Here is a 16,859-nt window from a genome sequence, read left to right as displayed (position 1 = left end):
TCAGACGGGGACGGCGGATCGTTTCAGCATCAGTTGATCGAGTTGGCTGGCGATCGTTTCGGCTGCGGGTGATTGCAGCATGTGGGCATGATCACCGGGGACTTCGTGCAGGTGAACATCTTCGGTGACCTCACGCCATCCCAAGACCGGGTCATCGAAGAGCGAATTCGTTTTCCCTTGATCAACCGGTCGGAACAGGTGAACATTGCCGTCGAATGGTTCGGCGACGTATTCATGGACGGCTTTGACGTTGGATTGAAACACGTTGAAGACATGCGCCGCGTTGGCGGTATCTTTCGTGGCAACGATGTCGTTGAGTTCGCCCGGAACGATGCCTGCTTGGGAGGCACGGTCTACGAAGAATTGGAGTTGTTCGGCAGGGCTCTTCTGTCGGATTTGTTCGAGATCGAGGTTCATCGCCCCGGGGAAGAGTGCGGACAGCAAAGGCAAGAAATCTTCTTCACGAAGCTGCGTTTCGGGCGATAGCAGTCCAGAGTCGAGAAGTGCCACGACCCCCACTGGAGTCCCGCGGGATTGCAACTGTCGGGCGACTTCGAATGCGATGTTTCCGCCGAGTGACCATCCGGCCAAATGCACGGTGCCTTCAGGATGAATTTCGCGAATCGCTCGCGCGTAATGAGCCGCCATTTCAGCGAGCGTTTCATGTGGGGGTTGGGTTCCGTCAATCCCATTGGCTTGGACACCGTAGACGGCTCGTCCCGATCGCAGGTGCGATGTCATTTCCATGTAGCAGAATACTGTTCCGCCGGCAGGGTGAATGCAGAAGAGTGGTGGTTCCACTTCCTCCGTCGAACCTGTGGCATCCGCCATTTTCAGCGGAACCAATGTCGAGCCGGCTTCGGACAATTCACCCGCATCGATTCGTTCGGCTAGGTGCGCGATCGTGGCGTTTTGAAACAACGCCACCAAAGGGAGACGCTTGCCGAGCAACCGCTCGATGTCGCTCGTCATGCGAACCGCCAACATCGAATGACCGCCGAGTTCAAAGAAGTCGTCTTCGATTCCGATCGGACGTGTGTCGAGCAGGTCCTCCCAGATTTTGACAAGTGCTTCCTGAGTCGCGGTGGTCGGTGCCTTGAAGTTGCCTGCCCACGCGGGGCGACCCGCCGGACGTGGCAAGTTCGCGCGGTCGATTTTGCCATTGATCGTGCGCGGGATCTCTTCGAGCACAACGAAGGCGGACGGAATCATGTAGGCGGGCAGTCGTGCCGAGAGTTCATCACGCAATCGTTTGGTGAACTCGCGATCCCGTTCCGTGCCGATCGGATCGTTCGCAAACTGACTTGGGTCGATCCCGTTGGTGTCAGTCGGTGAAGGAACGCTTGGCGATGCCACGTTGGGTTCCTCCACCGTCCGAGTATCACCGGAGTTGGTGTCGGCTTGCGAGGAGCAGACTACGACGTCGAATCGGCTCGGATCGTCTTCGTTCCAAGTTGCCGAAGAATCGGTAGGCGACAACTCGATCAGGTCGTTCGGTTCTCGGCCTTCGAAGTGTGACGCATCGGCTTCGAGATGGTCCATCAGATCGGCTACCGTTGCCGTGTCGGACATCGTCTCTAGCAAAGCCACCGAGTGGCAGTCTTTCGCAACGCGTGAGTTGTTGATACCGGTATAGCGAACCGACGACGGGGGAGCCGTGCTGAGGTCAGATTCTTCGTTGAACGGTATGGTCTGATAGGTGGTTTCGGATTGGTGTTCGTCAACGTCGATGATGACGTCATACCGGAATCGACCGAGTTCGTTCTGATGAGCCGTGTCTTTGAGAAGTACACGGACATTGGAAATACGAGGATGGATCGTTTTCAGGTAGCTGAATAACTCTGGATCGAGGAGCAGTTCTTCTTCGTGCTCGATTCGGGAGGCGACGCGGTGTTTGAGTTCACTGAGCGACAACTGTGGGTCGGCGTTTGACATTTCCACCGATGTTGCCATCGCTGTTTGCAAACGAAGGTTTCTGACGTCGCCAATGAACAGCGATCCGCCGGGAGCCAAGTGAGCGATTGCCCCCTCGACGACGCGGAGCAGGTAGTCAATTCCGGGAAAATACTGCACGACTGAATTCAACACGACACAGTCGAATTTGTCGTCGCCGAGATGATTGAACTCGTCCGCGAATGCCTGGACAAGAGCAACTTTGTCTTGCAGATGAGGCCGATGGGCCAGTTCGCTCTCGATGTTCTGCAGCGATGACGCGAGCAGGTCGGAACCGACGTATCGTTTGCAGTGTTCGGCGATTCGTAGCAAGAGCAAACCGGTTCCGCAACCGATTTCCAAAACGTTTCGGGGGCGCAGACTGAGGATTCGACGAACGGCTCCTTCGGTCCATTGACGCATCTCATCGCTAGGGATCGGTTTTCCGGTGTAGGTGCTGATCCATCCGGTGATGTTGAATGAGGGGTCGAGTACCGGAGGGGCGATGCGGTGCGTTTGTTCGAAAAGGTCACGCCACTGCGTGACGTGATTCGATTCGAGATGAGAGGTGCGTTCCTCTTCGCCGCGATCTTTTTGCGTAACCACATAGGCGACGAGTTGAGAGGTTTCGTTTTCGTTGCGCTCGATGACGGCTGCTTGGCGGACACCTTCGAGTGTTTCGAGGGTGGCTGCGATTTCACCGGGTTCGATACGAAAGCCGCGAAGGCTGACCTGGTCATCGACTCGGCCTACGAATTCAACGTTGCCGCAGGCGAGCCAACGCCCGAGGTCGCCGGTTCGATACATCCGCGGTGGGCGATCATCGCTGTCAGCGTCATCCGATACAAACGGATCATGCAGGAAGACAGCGTCGGTCTGTTCGGGCATTCCCAGGTAACCTCGCCCGACGCTTTTGCCACCGATGTAAATCTCGCCTGACGCACCGATGGGAAGTGGGTTTTGGTGTTCGTCGAGAATGTACATCCGCATGTTGTTCATCGGCGGACCGATTGGCGGTTTTTCACCGGTCCAGGTTTCGTCGAGTGGCATCATGCTGCAGCCGACAGAAACTTCGGTCGGGCCGTAACCGTTAAAGAATCGTCGACCTTTGGTGAGCCAACGGCGAGCAAGTTCCCCTGTTAACTTATCGCCTGCGGATGCAACGATGCGAAGATTTGGCAGTCGTGCCGGATCGAGAGTTGACAGTAATGCCGGTGGGAATTTACCGACGCTGACGTTGTTCTGGTTCAGTAACTGCGAGAGTTCTTCGGGAACGAGCAGCGTGGGTTTGTCAACGACAACGCTCGTGCCGCCACTGCCGAGGGCGTAGAAGATCTCGGAAATCGCACCATCGAAACACGGCGAGAAGCTGAAGCTGAATCGGTCGTCTGATGAGACCTGCATTCGGTCGATTTGTGCCCGCACAAAGTTCACGATCCCACGGTGTTCGATCTCGACGCCCTTGGCGACGCCCGTCGATCCGGATGTGAAGATCACGTACGCTCGCTGGCTCGGATCGATCGTCGGGAGTGCGGTGTTCGGCGGAGCCTCGTTATGTTCGCGGATCCAGTTTGGATCGATCAGGACCTTGGCGGAAGTATCGTTGACAATTTGGTCGACCCTCGCCGAAGGGAATTCCGGGTCGACGGGGACGAAGGATCCACCGGCTTTGAGGATGCCCAATATCGATGCGATGAGATCGATCGAACGGGGCAGTTTGATGACGACTGCGGTTTCCGATACGACTCCTGCGGCAATCAAATGACCGGCGATGTTGTTCGCCTTTTTAATCAGATCGCGATAGCTGACTTCCGTGTTTCCATGCACCACCGCGGTTTTTTCTGGAGTCCGCTGTGCGTTCTCTTCGACCAATTCTTGAAGAAGGTAGGGCGGCGGATTAGTTACCGTGGTCTGGTTGAATTCATCAATGACCTGCGATCTCTGTTTCTCCGAGAGAATCGTCAAACGATCAATGGATGAATCGGGCTGTGCGACGGCTGCACTCAACAGCGTGCGATACGAATCGATCAGTCGTTCGATGGTATCGCGGTCGAAGAGAGTGGATCGGTATTCGACGTGGCCGACCAGCTTTTCGGATTCTTCCCATAGGAAGAACGTCAAATCGTATTTTGCGGTGCCGTTGTCGACCAAGATCGGGTCGACTTGAATGCTGCCTTTTTCGCTAATGTCGCGAGGCAGGTTTTGCATCACGAGGGCCGACTGAAAAATCGGCGAGAAACTGCGGTCACGCGTCGGAGCGAGTTCCTCCACCAAACGTTCGAACGGCACGTCGGCATGTTCGTGGGCGGCGACCGTAGTTTGGTGAACCTGTTTGATGAGGTCGACGAACGAAAGGTCATCTTCCAACCGCACACGCAGGGCCAACGTGTTGACGAAGAAGCCGATCAGCGGTTCGATCTCGGGATGAACACGCCCGGCGGAAGCCGTTCCGAGAACGAGATCATCTTGACGTGAAAAACGACCCAGGAGCAGGGCTTCGGCCGCCATCAAGACTGCGAACGGGGTGGTTTGCAGTTTGGACGCGAGTTGATTGACGGACTGCGTGAGTTCGACCGGCAATTCGAGATCTACCGTCGCGCCGATGAAATCCTGGACGGCAGGGCGAGGTCGATCTGTCGGCAAGTCGAGTACCGCGGGGGCACCTGCAAGCGATTCACGCCAGTATGCCATTTGTTTTTCGATCCGCTCTTCCGACATCTGTTCGTTTTGCCAGTGAGCAAAGTCGGCGTACTGAATCGGCAATGACGGAAGCGAGCCGAGAGACAGTTCCGAGGACGAATCTTGCGACCGATTCATCTCGTAGGCGAGCGTTAACTCTCGCAGCATCACGATCATCGACCATCCGTCCGAGATGATGTGATGCATTACCAGCAAGATCACATGTTCGGTGTCGCTGATCCGATAAACGGTGATCCTCAGCAGCGGTCCGTTCTCGAGATCGAACGGCGTGCGAGAGGCGACACGCATTTTCCGCCGGATCTCGTTATCCGGGTCGCGGCTGTTGGAGACATCCACCCAAGTGCAGCGGATTGGTTGCGAATGGTGGATTCTGCGTTGAGGTTCTCCGTCAACGAGGTGGTACGTTGTGCGAAGGGACTCGTGCCGTTGCACCATTTGCGCAACCGCGGAGTCGAGACTCTTTTGGTCCAAGGGGCCGTGCAAACGTGCCGCGAGGGGCATGTTGTAGAACGGGTCATCCTTTGCGATTTGATCGACAAACCACAACCGACTTTCTGCGCCGGAGAGGCTGTCCTCGCAATCGGTAGGCCGGGGAGAAATCTTGGAGCTTCGAGTCGATGCGCGTTCGAGCAGCATTTTCTCGAGAAGCGCGCGTTTCGCTGGCGAAAGGGATGCTAGCCGTTTCTCGAGATCGGACATGTGTTTCCTGTCGACTGGATGGCCGTCGAGATAGCCGCCGACGCATTTGGAGAAGAGGGACAGACAAGTGCAGGCAGTTCTGCTTCGGATGGAGATCCGACTGCGAGTTGGTCGCTGAGGAAGCGGAGCAGTTGGTCGCGGTGTGTCTGTTGATATCGGGTCGCGTCCGTTTGCCCAATGAAATCGATCGCTCGGATCAGAGGTCGTTCGCCAGGGTGTTCACCCACACGCCAATCGTTTTCGAGGGATTCCGAAATGTGATGTTCTGAAATCATCTGGCCACGACACATCCGGCGGATTCGTGGGTGCAGGTAGGCGTCGTCGTACCCTTTGGCGGCGTCCGGGACGCGGTGTTTATTGAAAATGTCGCCTTCAAACTCGCCGTATTCCATCGTGATGATGTAGTAGTGCGAGTTATCGGCGAAGTGGCTTTCCTGGATGTAGTCCACCGCCATGTTGGCGTGGTAATGCGCCATGCCGGTTTCGTCATCGACGACGAGGCAGTCACCGAGGAAACCTGGTTGGTGCATGAGTCCGGCGGCTGAACTGACCTGAGCGGTGATTTTGTTTGCAATATTTTCCGGCGTTGCTTCAAACGAATCGGATGGCCAGGCGACGTCCATGAATCGCTCGCCGAGGATGTTGAACAGGGCCGCCGTGTTGAACCGAAAGCCGTGCAGAACGCTCGACATGGTCTTTTTCAAGTCACGAATTTGCGTGATCGTTCCTGCGTAGAAAACGCCCGGTAGGTTGGTTGATTCCCAACCGCTTGTCATCGCGGGCAGTCGGTCTTCGCACGCCATGTCGGGACGACAGGAGTCGGCGAAAAAGGTCGGATCCCAGCGGAAGCCTGTGCAGCAAAGCACGCGGTCGTATGCGAGCGATGCACGTTGGCCTTCGGCGTGCGTGAACGTAATCTCGACATGGTACTCGCCGTCCACTTTCTTGATGCTGTCGACGTTAGCATCGAGAACCGAGTTCTGTCCTTTCAAGATATATGTATCGAGAAAGTCATTGTTGACGGCGCGGAGATGGCCGAAGAAGTGAGTCTGCCATGCCATCTTGATCGGGTTGGGACTGCACAGGTGCGTTACTCGGGTAGCCGAGACCAAGTGGTTGGCTGTTTCGAACGCTGAGTTTCCCTTGCCCAAGATCAAAACCCGCTGACCCTCAAAGTCCTCGGGATCGATCGACATGTCGGCGTAATTCTCGGTGAGTTCGATGCCAGGAATCTCTGGGATGTATGGCTTTTGAACTCCAACGGCCACGACGAGACAGCGAACGTGGTAGACCGTTCCGTGGTTATCGCGGACGACGTATCCTTCACGACCTTCTTCGGCTTTTCGACAGACTCAACGCATGTGTTGAATTGGATGTCGAGGTCGAATCGTTCGACGAAGTCTCGCGTGTAGCGGGCGTAGTCTTCAGTGCTCGGGAAGTATTCTTTTGAGTACTTTCCGAACGCCATATCGTCATCGTCACAAAGCAGCGAGTTCCAATCGTAGCGAAGTTGTGATTCGCGGTCGGTGTATCCCGTGTGAACTTTGTTGATCGACAGCAGTTTGCCGTGACGGGGGTACTTTTCGAGAAACGTGCCCGGGCGATCATGGGCTTCCAAGATCAAATGATCGTAGCCAGCGCGTTTCATGAAATAACCCAACTGAATACCGGCGGGGCCGGCACCGATGATGAGGAAGTCGAGTTCGCGTTCTTTGCAGGGCGTGATCATGACAAAGTTCGGTGGAAGAAGTCAGGTCGGGTTGTCGTTGTCGAGTACTCGCATCGCTTCGTCGTCCGAAAGCGAATCGAGTTCTGCGAGCATGTCCGATAAGTCATCGGCGTCTGTTTCCGCCTGGTGCATCACAATGGCACTGGCCAGCGATGCGATGGTCGGTCGGGCGTAGATCTCACGTAGTGGCAAATTGATGTCCAACCGCTGACGCAGTCGCGCGAACAGTTGAGCGGCCATCAACGAGTTGCCACCAAGATCGAAAAAGTGATCGTCTCGCCCGATGCTTTCGCATTCGAGCACCTCGCACCACACCTCCGCCAACTCTTGTTCGAGCGGCGTCCGCGGTGGTGATTTTTCTGTACTAACGGGTTGAATGGATTCGGTCGGGAGCGAACGGTAGTCGGTCTTTCCGGCTGGGGTGCGAGGCAATTCTTCGAGCCACTGAATCGTTGCCGGCACCATGTATTCCGGAATGCGTTGGGCCAATTCCGTTCGTACCGTTTCGCTCTCGTTTGACCCAGAGCAAAACGCAACCAACCGATCTCCACCGGTCGAATCGTTTTTCCAGAGCAATACGGCGGCCCGATCGACTCCGCCGCACTGTTGCAACGCGGCTTCGATTTCGTCGAGCTCGACACGGAACCCACGGAGTTTGACCTGTCGATCGTTCCTAGCGAGAAACTCTAGGTTACCGTCGCACAAACGTCGAACCTGATCCCCAGTTTTGTAAAAACGTGTCTCGTCACCAACGATGAATCGCTCGATAGTTTGTTCGTCGTCGCCAAAGTAGCCCCGGGCAACGCCATCGCCGCCGATCAGTAATTCGCCCGCCACGCCGTCGGGAACGGGATTGCCGTGTCCGTCGATAACTCGGCAGATCGTATTGGCGATCGGATGTCCGATCGTGATTTGGTCTGCGGATTCGACCCGTGTGATCGTTGACCAAACGGTTGTTTCGGTGGGGCCGTAGACGTTCCACAGTTCGCAGTCGCTCGAGAGCAGATCCAAGGCGAGGTCAGGCAGCAGCGGTTCGCCACCGCAGAAGAGACGTGTGCCTTCGTTCGGTCGCCATCCGGCCGACAACAACATTCGGAAGGCCGAGGGTGTCGACTGGACGACGTTCGGGCGGGCTGAGTGGATGGTGCGAATGACCGAATCGGGATCTTCACCGATGCGATTCGCGGTAACGATTGTCTTGCCCCCACACCAAAGTGGAAGCAACATCTCGAGTACCGAGATGTCAAACGACATGGTGGTGACCGCGAGCATTGAATCGTCGGAGGTGAAACCGGGTTGATCCGCGAACGAGGCGAGCAAGTTCGATACGCTGTGATGCTCGATCGCGACGCCCTTCGGTGTTCCTGTCGAACCCGATGTGAACATCACGTACGCCAAATCGTTCTGCGACGGCGTGGACTCTTGCCCGCGTGCCGATTCGTCTTCGGTCTGCTGCATCCATCGTTGGAACATCGTGTCGTCGATGACGAACGAGAGGTTGGCAGCAGTCCGGATTTGTTCTCGGCGGTGTGGTGGTTGTGTCGGATCCAAAGGAACGTAACCGAACCCCGCTTTCCACGAACCAAGGATCGCAATCAGGGCGTTGGCGCTTCGCGACATCTCAATACCAACCAGCGAACCCGACGTAACTGCCTCTGACAGCAAACCGGACGCAACGCGATCACTGATCTGATCGACTTCGCGGTAACTCAGCGAGTGCAAGTCATCGACAATGGCGACTTGGTTAGGAATTTGTGCCGCGTGAGTGCGCAGTCGAGCGATGAGGTTCTCGTCAGAGCCGACGGGAAGTTTCTTGCCCTGTTCCGCGGATTCGATTCTTGTGCGTTCTGCTTCCGAAGGAACCGACAGTTCGCCAATGGTTCGCTCGGCGAGAGCGGAATCGGTAATCTGCTCGAGCACCTCGTTGAGTGAGTCGAGGACTCTACCGGCGAGTTGTACTGGGACTCGTTCACCGGCGACCACCGCGACTTCGGTCGTGTTGCCGGGATGAACAATCAGCGAAAGGTCATAGGCGGTGACCGCGGAATAGCCGGGACGCACGGAGGTAACGGTCGCGTCACCCATGTGTTCAATATTCTGAAACGGTGGTTGATACAGGAACATCACCTGTGACAACGGCATCCGTGAGAGGTCCCGTACCTGATCGACTGCCGAGACGACTTCTTGGAACGGCACGTCGGCATGGTCGAGGTCGTCGAGTAGATCCGTGCGAGTTTGTTTTAACGCGTCTGCGATGGATCGGGATTGGTCGATGCGAGCTCGATAGACAATCGGATTGACAAAACAACCGACGACGTCGTTGAGTTGCGTTGACGGACGGTTGGAAGTCGGGACCGTGATCCCAAAATCGTCGCCGCCTCCATAACGAGCGAGAACGGTTTGAAACGCCGTCAAGTAAACCATCGACGGCGTGAGCCCGTGATCTCGAGCGATCTGTTCGATGCGATTTGAGATTGCTGGGGTAACGGTTCTCGTTGCAGGCGTCCGTGATATTGTTCCGGTTTCGCGAACCGGTGTGTCCGCGAACGGCAGGTTGATTTGGCTCGGCATGTCCGCGAGACGTGTTTTCCAATAGGAAAGACGTGACGCGAATTCTTCGCGGGAGATGTTCGCCCGATCCCATTGAGCGTAGTCGACATAGCGCACGGAGTGTCTGTCTGTTGAATCCTCAGACGCGGTCCATTGCGTTGTCGAGGTGACATCCGTTTGACAAGCGGTTGCCAGGTCACCGATCAACGTTTGAAGGCTGCTTGCGTCACAGACCAAGTGATGCAGTACGAGGTCGATGCGGGTACCACCATCTGCACGTTGGGTCATCCCGATGCGCAGCAACGGCGCTCGTTCCAGATCCATCGGCTCGCAAATGAACTGCGTCAGTGTATCGTTGGACTGATCGTTCGGATCAAACTCTTTGCCAAATTCGTGGATTGGGATTTCGATCGAATCATCAAGAACCTGAACGGGTTCTTGGTCCGTTTCGATAAACCGCGTTCGCAGCATCGGGTGCTTTTGGATCACGCATCGGCACGCTTCGGCGAGTTGTTCCCGATCGAGACGGCGGTCGAGTTCAATCGTAACCGGAACATGAACGAATGCATTCGTTTGCCCGAGTTGATCGAGCAGCCAGAAGCGTTGTTGAGCGGAGGACAGCGGTTGTGGTTCACAGAGCGATTGTGGTGCACGAACGATCGGTTGGTTCGATTGGTTTGCGGTATCAATCGAGTCGACGATCTCTGCAAAGTCTTTCAATTGCGGATGACGAAACAGCGTCGCCATGGGGACCGATACCGAGCAACGTTCGCTCAACTCCGTCAGCATTTGAGCGATCAGCAGCGAACCGCCACCGAGATGGAAAAAGTCATCGTTTCGACTGATGGAGTCCACCCCGAGTAGTCGCGACCAAATGGAAGCGATCGTTTGTTCTGTCTTGGTTTTTGGCGCTTGATAAGGATCAGGCTTGGCGGAGCACGTTCCACCGACTTCCCAACGAGCAATCTCGGTGAGTTCACCTCGGAGGAACATGTCCTTCGTGTCCGTCCGCTGCAGTTTGCCACTGGAAGTTTTCGGGAGTGAACCGCTGCGGACGAGCACGACCGCGTGCGGTGTCACTTGCGCTTTTTCCGCGATGGCTGCCACGACATCGTTCAGCAGGTCTTCGGGAACAAACTTGCGAGGCCGCCACAATTCCTGGATGACGACCAACTCCTCGCTGTCGTCGACGTCGATGCTGATCGCCGTTCCGGTGTCCGGTTTGAATGCTTCGCTGGTCGATTGGACGATCTGTTCAATGTCGTGTGGGTAAAAGTTGCGACCTGCGACGATGATCAATTCCTTCAACCGACCTGTGACAATCAATTCGCCATCGATGCGCGAGGCTAGGTCACCCGTTCTCAGGTACCGGTCGTCTTCGCCGACGGACTTGGATTGACAATGAGTCGTCGACGCGAGTTGAGCGTGGAAGGTTTGTGCGGTCGCGTCTTTGTCGTTCCAATATCCGGCCGCTACCGAACCGCCCCGAACCCAGATCTCTCCGATTTGGCCGTCAGGAAGTGCGTGACAGGTTTGAGGGTCAACGATTTCGTATTCCATTCCTTCGACCGGAATACCCGAGCTGACCAGTTCCTGTGTGACCGATTGTTCCTTTTCGTTCGGGGCGTTCGTCGGAGACTTAGGAATGACGTGCCCCAGTCGCAACGCCTGCGCGTCGACATGGTAGGTTTTGTATCTTTCTCCCAGGGGTGAGCCGGTCAGCATCACAGTGGTTTCTGCCATCCCGAACGCGGGACAGAACGTGGTTGAACCGAATCCGTACCGTGAGAACTTCTCTTCGAACCGGCGAAGCGTTGACGCGCGAACCGGTTCGGCACCTGCGACAGCGACCTTCCATGAACTCAGGTCGAGTCCTTCGCAATCGGCGTGATCGATTCGTCGCACGCACAGTTCGTACCCGAAATTGGGAGCACCGTTGCTCGAACCGTCGTAGTAGTCAATGCATCGAAGCCACAGCAGCGGGCTGCGGACGAAATCGGCGGGCGAGAGGATGACCGTCTCAACGCCCCGATAGATCGGCAGCAGGATTCCACCGATCAATCCCATGTCGTGATACGGGGGAACCCACTGTACGCTGCGGGCACCGTCAAAGTGAACGTGTCTAACGATCGCGTGCAGGTTGCTGAGCAAAATGCGATGAGTCAGAACAACGCCGCGGGGATTTCCGGTGGAGCCGGAGGTGTACTGCAGAATCGCGGCATCGTCTGGCTTGGGCAAACGACCGTCCCAAAGCGAAGCGGCCTCGGTGTTGATTTCGTCGACGGCGATTGCCCCGCTTTCGGGCATCTGCCAAAGATTGCTCAGCGAATCGCCGATCGTGGCTCGATCGCTGAGCATCAGTTTCGCGCCCGTGTTGGCGATCACGGCCTTGAGCCGCGGCAATGTGTGCTGCAGACGCAGCATCTGCGGCGGATAGATCGGAACGGCGATCGCCCGCGCGTACATGCACGCAAACAGCGACGCGGCGTAATCCGATCCGGGGTCGAGCACGATGAGGACCGGTTTGCCGACACCGCCGCGAGCTTGGATTTCCGACGCGATCGCACGGGCTCGCTCGTCCAGTTGTGCAAAACTGAGTCGATCGTGATCACCGGGTTCACCCAAAACGTGGGTGAATGCGGGCAGCGATGCGGAATCACCGCACGCGTGATATCGACAGAGGTGAATCAACGTCGACGAATCTGACGGCGCAGGGCCGCCGCGTGTCCATAATCCGGACACTTGGGTCGACGATTGGATTCCAGTTTCGTAGTCCACGAGCCATTATCGATTGAGGGGCTATCCGGTTGCGACCAAAACGAGTTCTTAGCCGCATGCAACCAATTCGTCTAGGTATCAATGCCCCAGACCCCCTAGTGTAGCTCACCGTTAAGGAACGTCTGAACGACCGATAGGGTAGAGACGGGCCCGGGAAGATGTCCGTTAGACGCAATCTATCGCTTGTATGCGTTTTTCAGGGGCACGGTGGACAGCGGCTCAGGATTGGCGGGCGAAAAGTAGGCAAAATCGCTACTACCGCACCGGCCATTTCCGGCATTTTGACCGTGAAAATGCTCAGATCGACACATTCCAGAGCCGTTTTTTCTTCCGGAGAGACTCCGGTTCCGCTCCCCAGGCAGGGCAGGGCAGGGCAGGGCAGGGTGCCAAATACGTTGTTTGGCAGGGGTCGGCCGTTTGGTCCACGGCTGTGTATTCGAGAGTGTGTCGCAAAGCGTCTGAAACCACGAAAAAACCGCCCAGTCGCTTGGAGCAACCGGGCGGTTCGCATGTTCTTAAGGACGATTACGTCGTTGACTTAGAACAGGAAGATCGAGTCCATGCCGAAGCTGAACTGGTCGTCGTCGCCGTCTTCGAGGATGAATCGCTCGTCTCCGGCGGCCCAATCCCAGCGAATTTCAGGACGCAAGATCACGTTGCTGTGAGGCTTGTAGTTGATACCAGAAGTCAACGAGTACACGTCGCCACCGTTGTTGGCGGTTGCGGGGTCACCGCCGTCGTCGAAGATACCGTCGTGGTTGTACCACTCGAAGCGACCGCCAATTGCCAAGCAGTCATTGATCGAGTACAGCAAGTACTGGTTGATACCGAATGTGCTACGGGCCGTTGCGCCGGTTGCATCTTCCGACTCAAGCACATCGCTTTGGAAGATGTACTGAAGGTTGTCCGACAGAGCGACATCGAAGCACAAGGAGTGCATGTAGCCGCGTTCGGCACCGGTCGCAGCACCTTGATTTTCGTTGAAGCGACCGAAGGTCGTGGCGTAAATCATGGTGATGTTGTCGGTTAGACCGAGCGAAGCACCACCCAAGAACGAGTCGCCGTTGTCTTCGAATCCGCTGTCCCAACCGAAGGTGTAACCACCCCAAACCGACAGGTCATCCGACACGTTGTACGTGGCCAATGCACCGGTGTGGGTGAAAGGCTCGCTGTTGTACATGGTGTACGCGTGGCTGTAGAAGAAGTTGTCAGGAGCTCCAACCACTTCCCATCCGATGATGGTGTAGAAGTGGCCGAGTTTGACCGACAAATCGCCGTAGCCCATTTCGGCGTAGACTTGTGGCAAAGCGTGACCGTAGTCGTTGCCGTTGTCCCAGTCGTTGTCCCAGTGATCGTTGTCGATACCGAACGCTTGCGTGTCTGGTCCGTCAGTACCGTAGACATAATCAATACGTCCACCGATGTCGAAACCGTTGGAAGTGTCGATTGCCTTTTCGGCGTACAACCAACCTTGATGAAGTTGGAGTTCGTCGGGACGGCTGTTGAACAAAGGAACCGCTGCGGTGTGGTAGCCCAGTTGCGCCCATCCGCCGACGGTGATTCCGTGTCCGATGTCGCCGAACAGCGAGCATGGATCGCCGCAGTCGCCCATTGGCAGGCAATCGCCGAATCCGCCGCCGCAGCAGCCAGCCGAGTCACATCCGTCGTCGCAGCAGGTGTCGCCGCAGATCGATACTTCGCAGCCGCACTCTGGCTCGCAGCATGATCCGTCGTCGCAACCTGGGTCGCAGCACACTGGCTCGCATCCGCATACTGGTTCGCCGCAGTCGCAGCTAGTTTCGCAGAACGAAACCATGTTGATATCGTTTGCTGAGGCAGTCGTCAGGTTGTGTGCGTTGATTCCGCATGCAACGGCTGCGATCAGAGCTAATTTACTAAGCTTCATTGCTTTCTCCGTGATTGTCCCAATCCAATTGGGTCGATTTTGTGGCACCAAGATAAATCGGTGTGGCCAGACGATCGAAGCGACACACTCTTTGGAAGTGCACTACGTTTCGAACCTCCGCAGCCGAAAAAAGGCTTTTTCGGACCTGCCGGACTCTTACACGTCGCATGCCGCCACAGGCGATCGAGATCGAGACTAAAAGGCTGTTTCCGGTTCCACACCGGGTCGTCGCAATCTTCATCGGTGCATCGCATCGAAATCCCACTGTCAAGCTGCTTTAAAACGAAGTGATTGCTGCATTGCCGTTCCTAACATCCATAAAACAACGGTCGCGAAGATTGCGTTGAGTTTGCCGATCAAGAAGAGTTGGATGCCCCTTCAGCGGCCGTTCGCAACGCAATGGCCTGGATCGCCCCAATATGAAGATTTGCCGTGTATTCATCTTCCCAGTGTGAGGATCCGTGGTGGATTCTTCGGGGCCACTAGGGCGGGGGGGGATAACTCGGGGAGTGGTTGTGGAGGGCGTTTCGGCAAGCGTCCGACCGCAGAGGATGGGCAGGTTCCGGGCGGATTGCGTTCCGCCGATGAATTCATGCTTTCCATGAAAGCGGAAAGTCGCTATCCTACCGGGCTTCCAATCTGAAAATCCGGCTCGGTGCGTCATCACGCCCGTGCCATTTACGAACACTATTACATTTACTTATCGGCGGCGGAGAATTCGATGGCACGACAATGCGAAGCCTGCGGCAAAAAGGTCCAAGTAGGCAATCGGGTCGAAACACGCGGGAAAGCGAAGTATCTCGGTGGTGTCGGTACCAAAATCACTGGTTGCACTCGCCGCAAATTTGTTCCGAACCTGCAACGCGTCCACGTCACCCTGCCTAGCGGGGAAAACAAGACCATGCGTGTTTGCGTTCAGTGCATCCGCAGCGGTGTCGTTCGCAAGACGGTCAAGACGAAACCGTTCGACGTCAGCGGCGCGAAAAAATAGTGTCCGGCAGCGTCGACATTGAAAAACTCGCCCGGTTGGCGAAACTCGATCTCACCGAACAGGAGCGAGAGAGTTTCGGTCGTCAGGTCGGCGAGATTTTGACGTTTGTAGAACAACTCTCTCAGCTCGATACCGAGGGTGTCGAGCCGATGACCAGCGCGCTTGACGTGCAAAACCGTTTCCGGGATGACGTTCCTGGCGATAGCCTCACGCCGGAAACGGCAACCGCCACCGCACCGGCGTCTCAGGACGGATTCTTTCTTGTCCCCCCCGTTCTAGGTGTCGCCGCGACCGGCAAAGAGAGCTAAACAGCTCCCCAGCGAGCGTGCTGCCCCCTTTTGCGTAGTCCGCTGATCTGGGCAACCTGCTGAGCCCGCTATTTTTTGATGGACGAGAGTGTGGCTCTCCATCCCGATCGAAATTGTTTGATCAGGTCGGCAACAATTTCCGGCTGTTGCTCAGCGATGTTGACCGTCTCGGCCGGGTCATTTTGGTGGTCGTAAAGCTCGACATCGATCGGTTCTGCCGACGGTTCTCGCGTGTCTTGCCAAAGCACCAAGCGATACCGATCGGTTCTCATCGTGTAGCCCATCAGGTGTTCTTCAAAGAGTTCACGGTCCCAGTTGCGGCCCTGTTGGATGATGATTCTTTGCTCAACTTCTTGAATCAACGGTCCGAACCAGGTTTCCCGCATACCTCGTGACAGCGGGTTGGCCGCCCATTCACGTAACGCCGGATTGGGGAACTGGCTAAACGCCGCTCTCTTCCAAGGTTGTTGTGGATCTTCGAGCAGCGGCTGGAAACTGTGTCCCTCGAGGTGCTGCGGGAGCGAAATCCCGGCCAGATCGCACAAGGTCGGATACATGTCGACGAGCTCAACCAACCCGTCTGTTTTCTGTCCCCTTGTTTCTGATGGCATGTCCGGCGTCCAGATCATCAATGGGACACGTGTCGCGATTTCGTAGTTGGTCGCCTTTCCCCACGCGCCCATATCGCCGAGGTGCCAACCGTGGTCACCCCACAAAATGATGATGGTGTTGTCACGAACGCCGGCTTCATCCAACGCGTCAATCATCTTGCCGATGTTGGCGTCGGCATAGCTAACGCAGGCGAGGTAGGCGTGCCGTAGCGTGCGCGCCAGCTCAGGACCGATCGGCCCTTCTTTCGGGATCCCGTGCCGTACACGCAATTCGAATGATGGGTGAATCGCCATCGCAGCGCCGTTGCGAGGCGGTTGAGCGTGAGTGGCCAATGGGATTTCATCGCGATCATAGAGATCCCAGTATTTTTGCGGAGCAATGAAGTCCAGGTGAGGTTTCTTGAGACCCAAGCCTAAGAAGAACGGTCTGTCTTGCTTAACCAGTTCCTTGAGCGTTGCGATAGCGACTTCGGTCGCATAACCATCTTCATAGGCATGGTCCGGGACATCGGCGGCTTCGTAGGCGGGCCCATGGATCAATCCGCTGCGAGCTAGATTGGTCCCGTACTTTGCTTCCATCTCGGCTTTATTCTGTCGCCAGATTTCTTGGTTCTCCGGCAACGCATATCCGCCGACCATCTTGGGACGGTTGACG

7 protein-coding genes and 1 pseudogene are annotated in these 16,859 nt (G+C 56.2%); 2 read left to right on the top strand and 6 right to left on the bottom strand.

What is annotated here, in order from left to right; genetic code table 11:
• The 5 genes and pseudogenes from RSSM_RS01035 to RSSM_RS01020 all read right to left on the bottom strand — a co-directional run bounded on the left by RSSM_RS01035 (nucleotide 1) and on the right by RSSM_RS01020 (nucleotide 14,294).
• Nucleotides 1-5,331, bottom strand: a complete 5,331-nt coding sequence (locus tag RSSM_RS01035) for a non-ribosomal peptide synthetase (RefSeq protein ID WP_236620861.1) — start codon at nucleotides 5,329-5,331, stop codon at nucleotides 1-3.
• A pseudogene (locus RSSM_RS31395) lies at nucleotides 5,307-6,602 on the bottom strand (NAD(P)-binding domain-containing protein); the annotation flags it as partial. The pseudogene RSSM_RS31395 and the gene RSSM_RS01035, both read right to left, overlap by 25 nt.
• Nucleotides 6,485-7,060, bottom strand: a complete 576-nt coding sequence (locus RSSM_RS35145) for an NAD(P)-binding domain-containing protein (RefSeq protein WP_008673526.1) — start codon at nucleotides 7,058-7,060, stop codon at nucleotides 6,485-6,487. The pseudogene RSSM_RS31395 and the gene RSSM_RS35145, both read right to left, overlap by 118 nt.
• A gap of 21 nt (nucleotides 7,061-7,081) precedes the next feature.
• The gene (locus tag RSSM_RS01025; protein ID WP_008673523.1) at nucleotides 7,082-12,388 is read right to left on the bottom strand and encodes a non-ribosomal peptide synthetase; all 5,307 of its coding nucleotides are present in this window, start codon (nucleotides 12,386-12,388) and stop codon (nucleotides 7,082-7,084) included.
• A 538-nt stretch (nucleotides 12,389-12,926) separates the two neighbouring features.
• Entirely contained in the window at nucleotides 12,927-14,294 is a 1,368-nt protein-coding gene (locus tag RSSM_RS01020) for an outer membrane beta-barrel protein (RefSeq protein WP_008673521.1), read from the bottom strand.
• Nucleotides 14,295-15,015: 721 nt separating this feature from the next.
• Between RSSM_RS01020 and rpmB the strand changes: the two genes are divergently transcribed.
• A complete protein-coding gene (gene rpmB, locus RSSM_RS01015; RefSeq protein WP_044300447.1) occupies nucleotides 15,016-15,285 on the top strand; it encodes a 50S ribosomal protein L28 in 270 nt (89 codons plus the stop codon).
• The gene (gatC, locus tag RSSM_RS01010; protein WP_008673517.1) at nucleotides 15,285-15,593 is read left to right on the top strand and encodes an Asp-tRNA(Asn)/Glu-tRNA(Gln) amidotransferase subunit GatC; all 309 of its coding nucleotides are present in this window, start codon (nucleotides 15,285-15,287) and stop codon (nucleotides 15,591-15,593) included. The genes rpmB and gatC overlap by 1 nt, the downstream gene beginning before the upstream one ends.
• Nucleotides 15,594-15,661: 68 nt before the next feature.
• On the opposite strand, the gene RSSM_RS01005 is transcribed toward gatC, so the two are convergent.
• A partial coding sequence (locus tag RSSM_RS01005) for a sulfatase (RefSeq protein ID WP_044300446.1) occupies nucleotides 15,662-16,859 on the bottom strand: 1,198 nt, incomplete at its 5' end.

Source organism: Aporhodopirellula sallentina SM41, from assembly GCF_000346505.1.
Lineage (GTDB): Bacteria > Planctomycetota > Planctomycetia > Pirellulales > Pirellulaceae > Rhodopirellula > Rhodopirellula sallentina.
Note: the sequence above shows the minus strand (reverse complement) of the source record. Positions and strands in the feature narration are given on the sequence as shown.

What these genes read in the sequence shown, in the direction of transcription:
- RSSM_RS01035 (WP_236620861.1), bottom strand. Translation starts at nt 5,331, where the DNA reads ATGTCCGATCTCGAGAAACGGCTAGCATCCCTTTCGCCAGCGAAACGC.
- RSSM_RS35145 (WP_008673526.1), bottom strand. Translation starts at nt 7,060, where the DNA reads ATGATCACGCCCTGCAAAGAACGCGAACTCGACTTCCTCATCATCGGT.
- RSSM_RS01020 (WP_008673521.1), bottom strand. Translation starts at nt 14,294, where the DNA reads ATGAAGCTTAGTAAATTAGCTCTGATCGCAGCCGTTGCATGCGGAATC.
- rpmB (WP_044300447.1), top strand. Translation starts at nt 15,016, where the DNA reads ATGGCACGACAATGCGAAGCCTGCGGCAAAAAGGTCCAAGTAGGCAAT.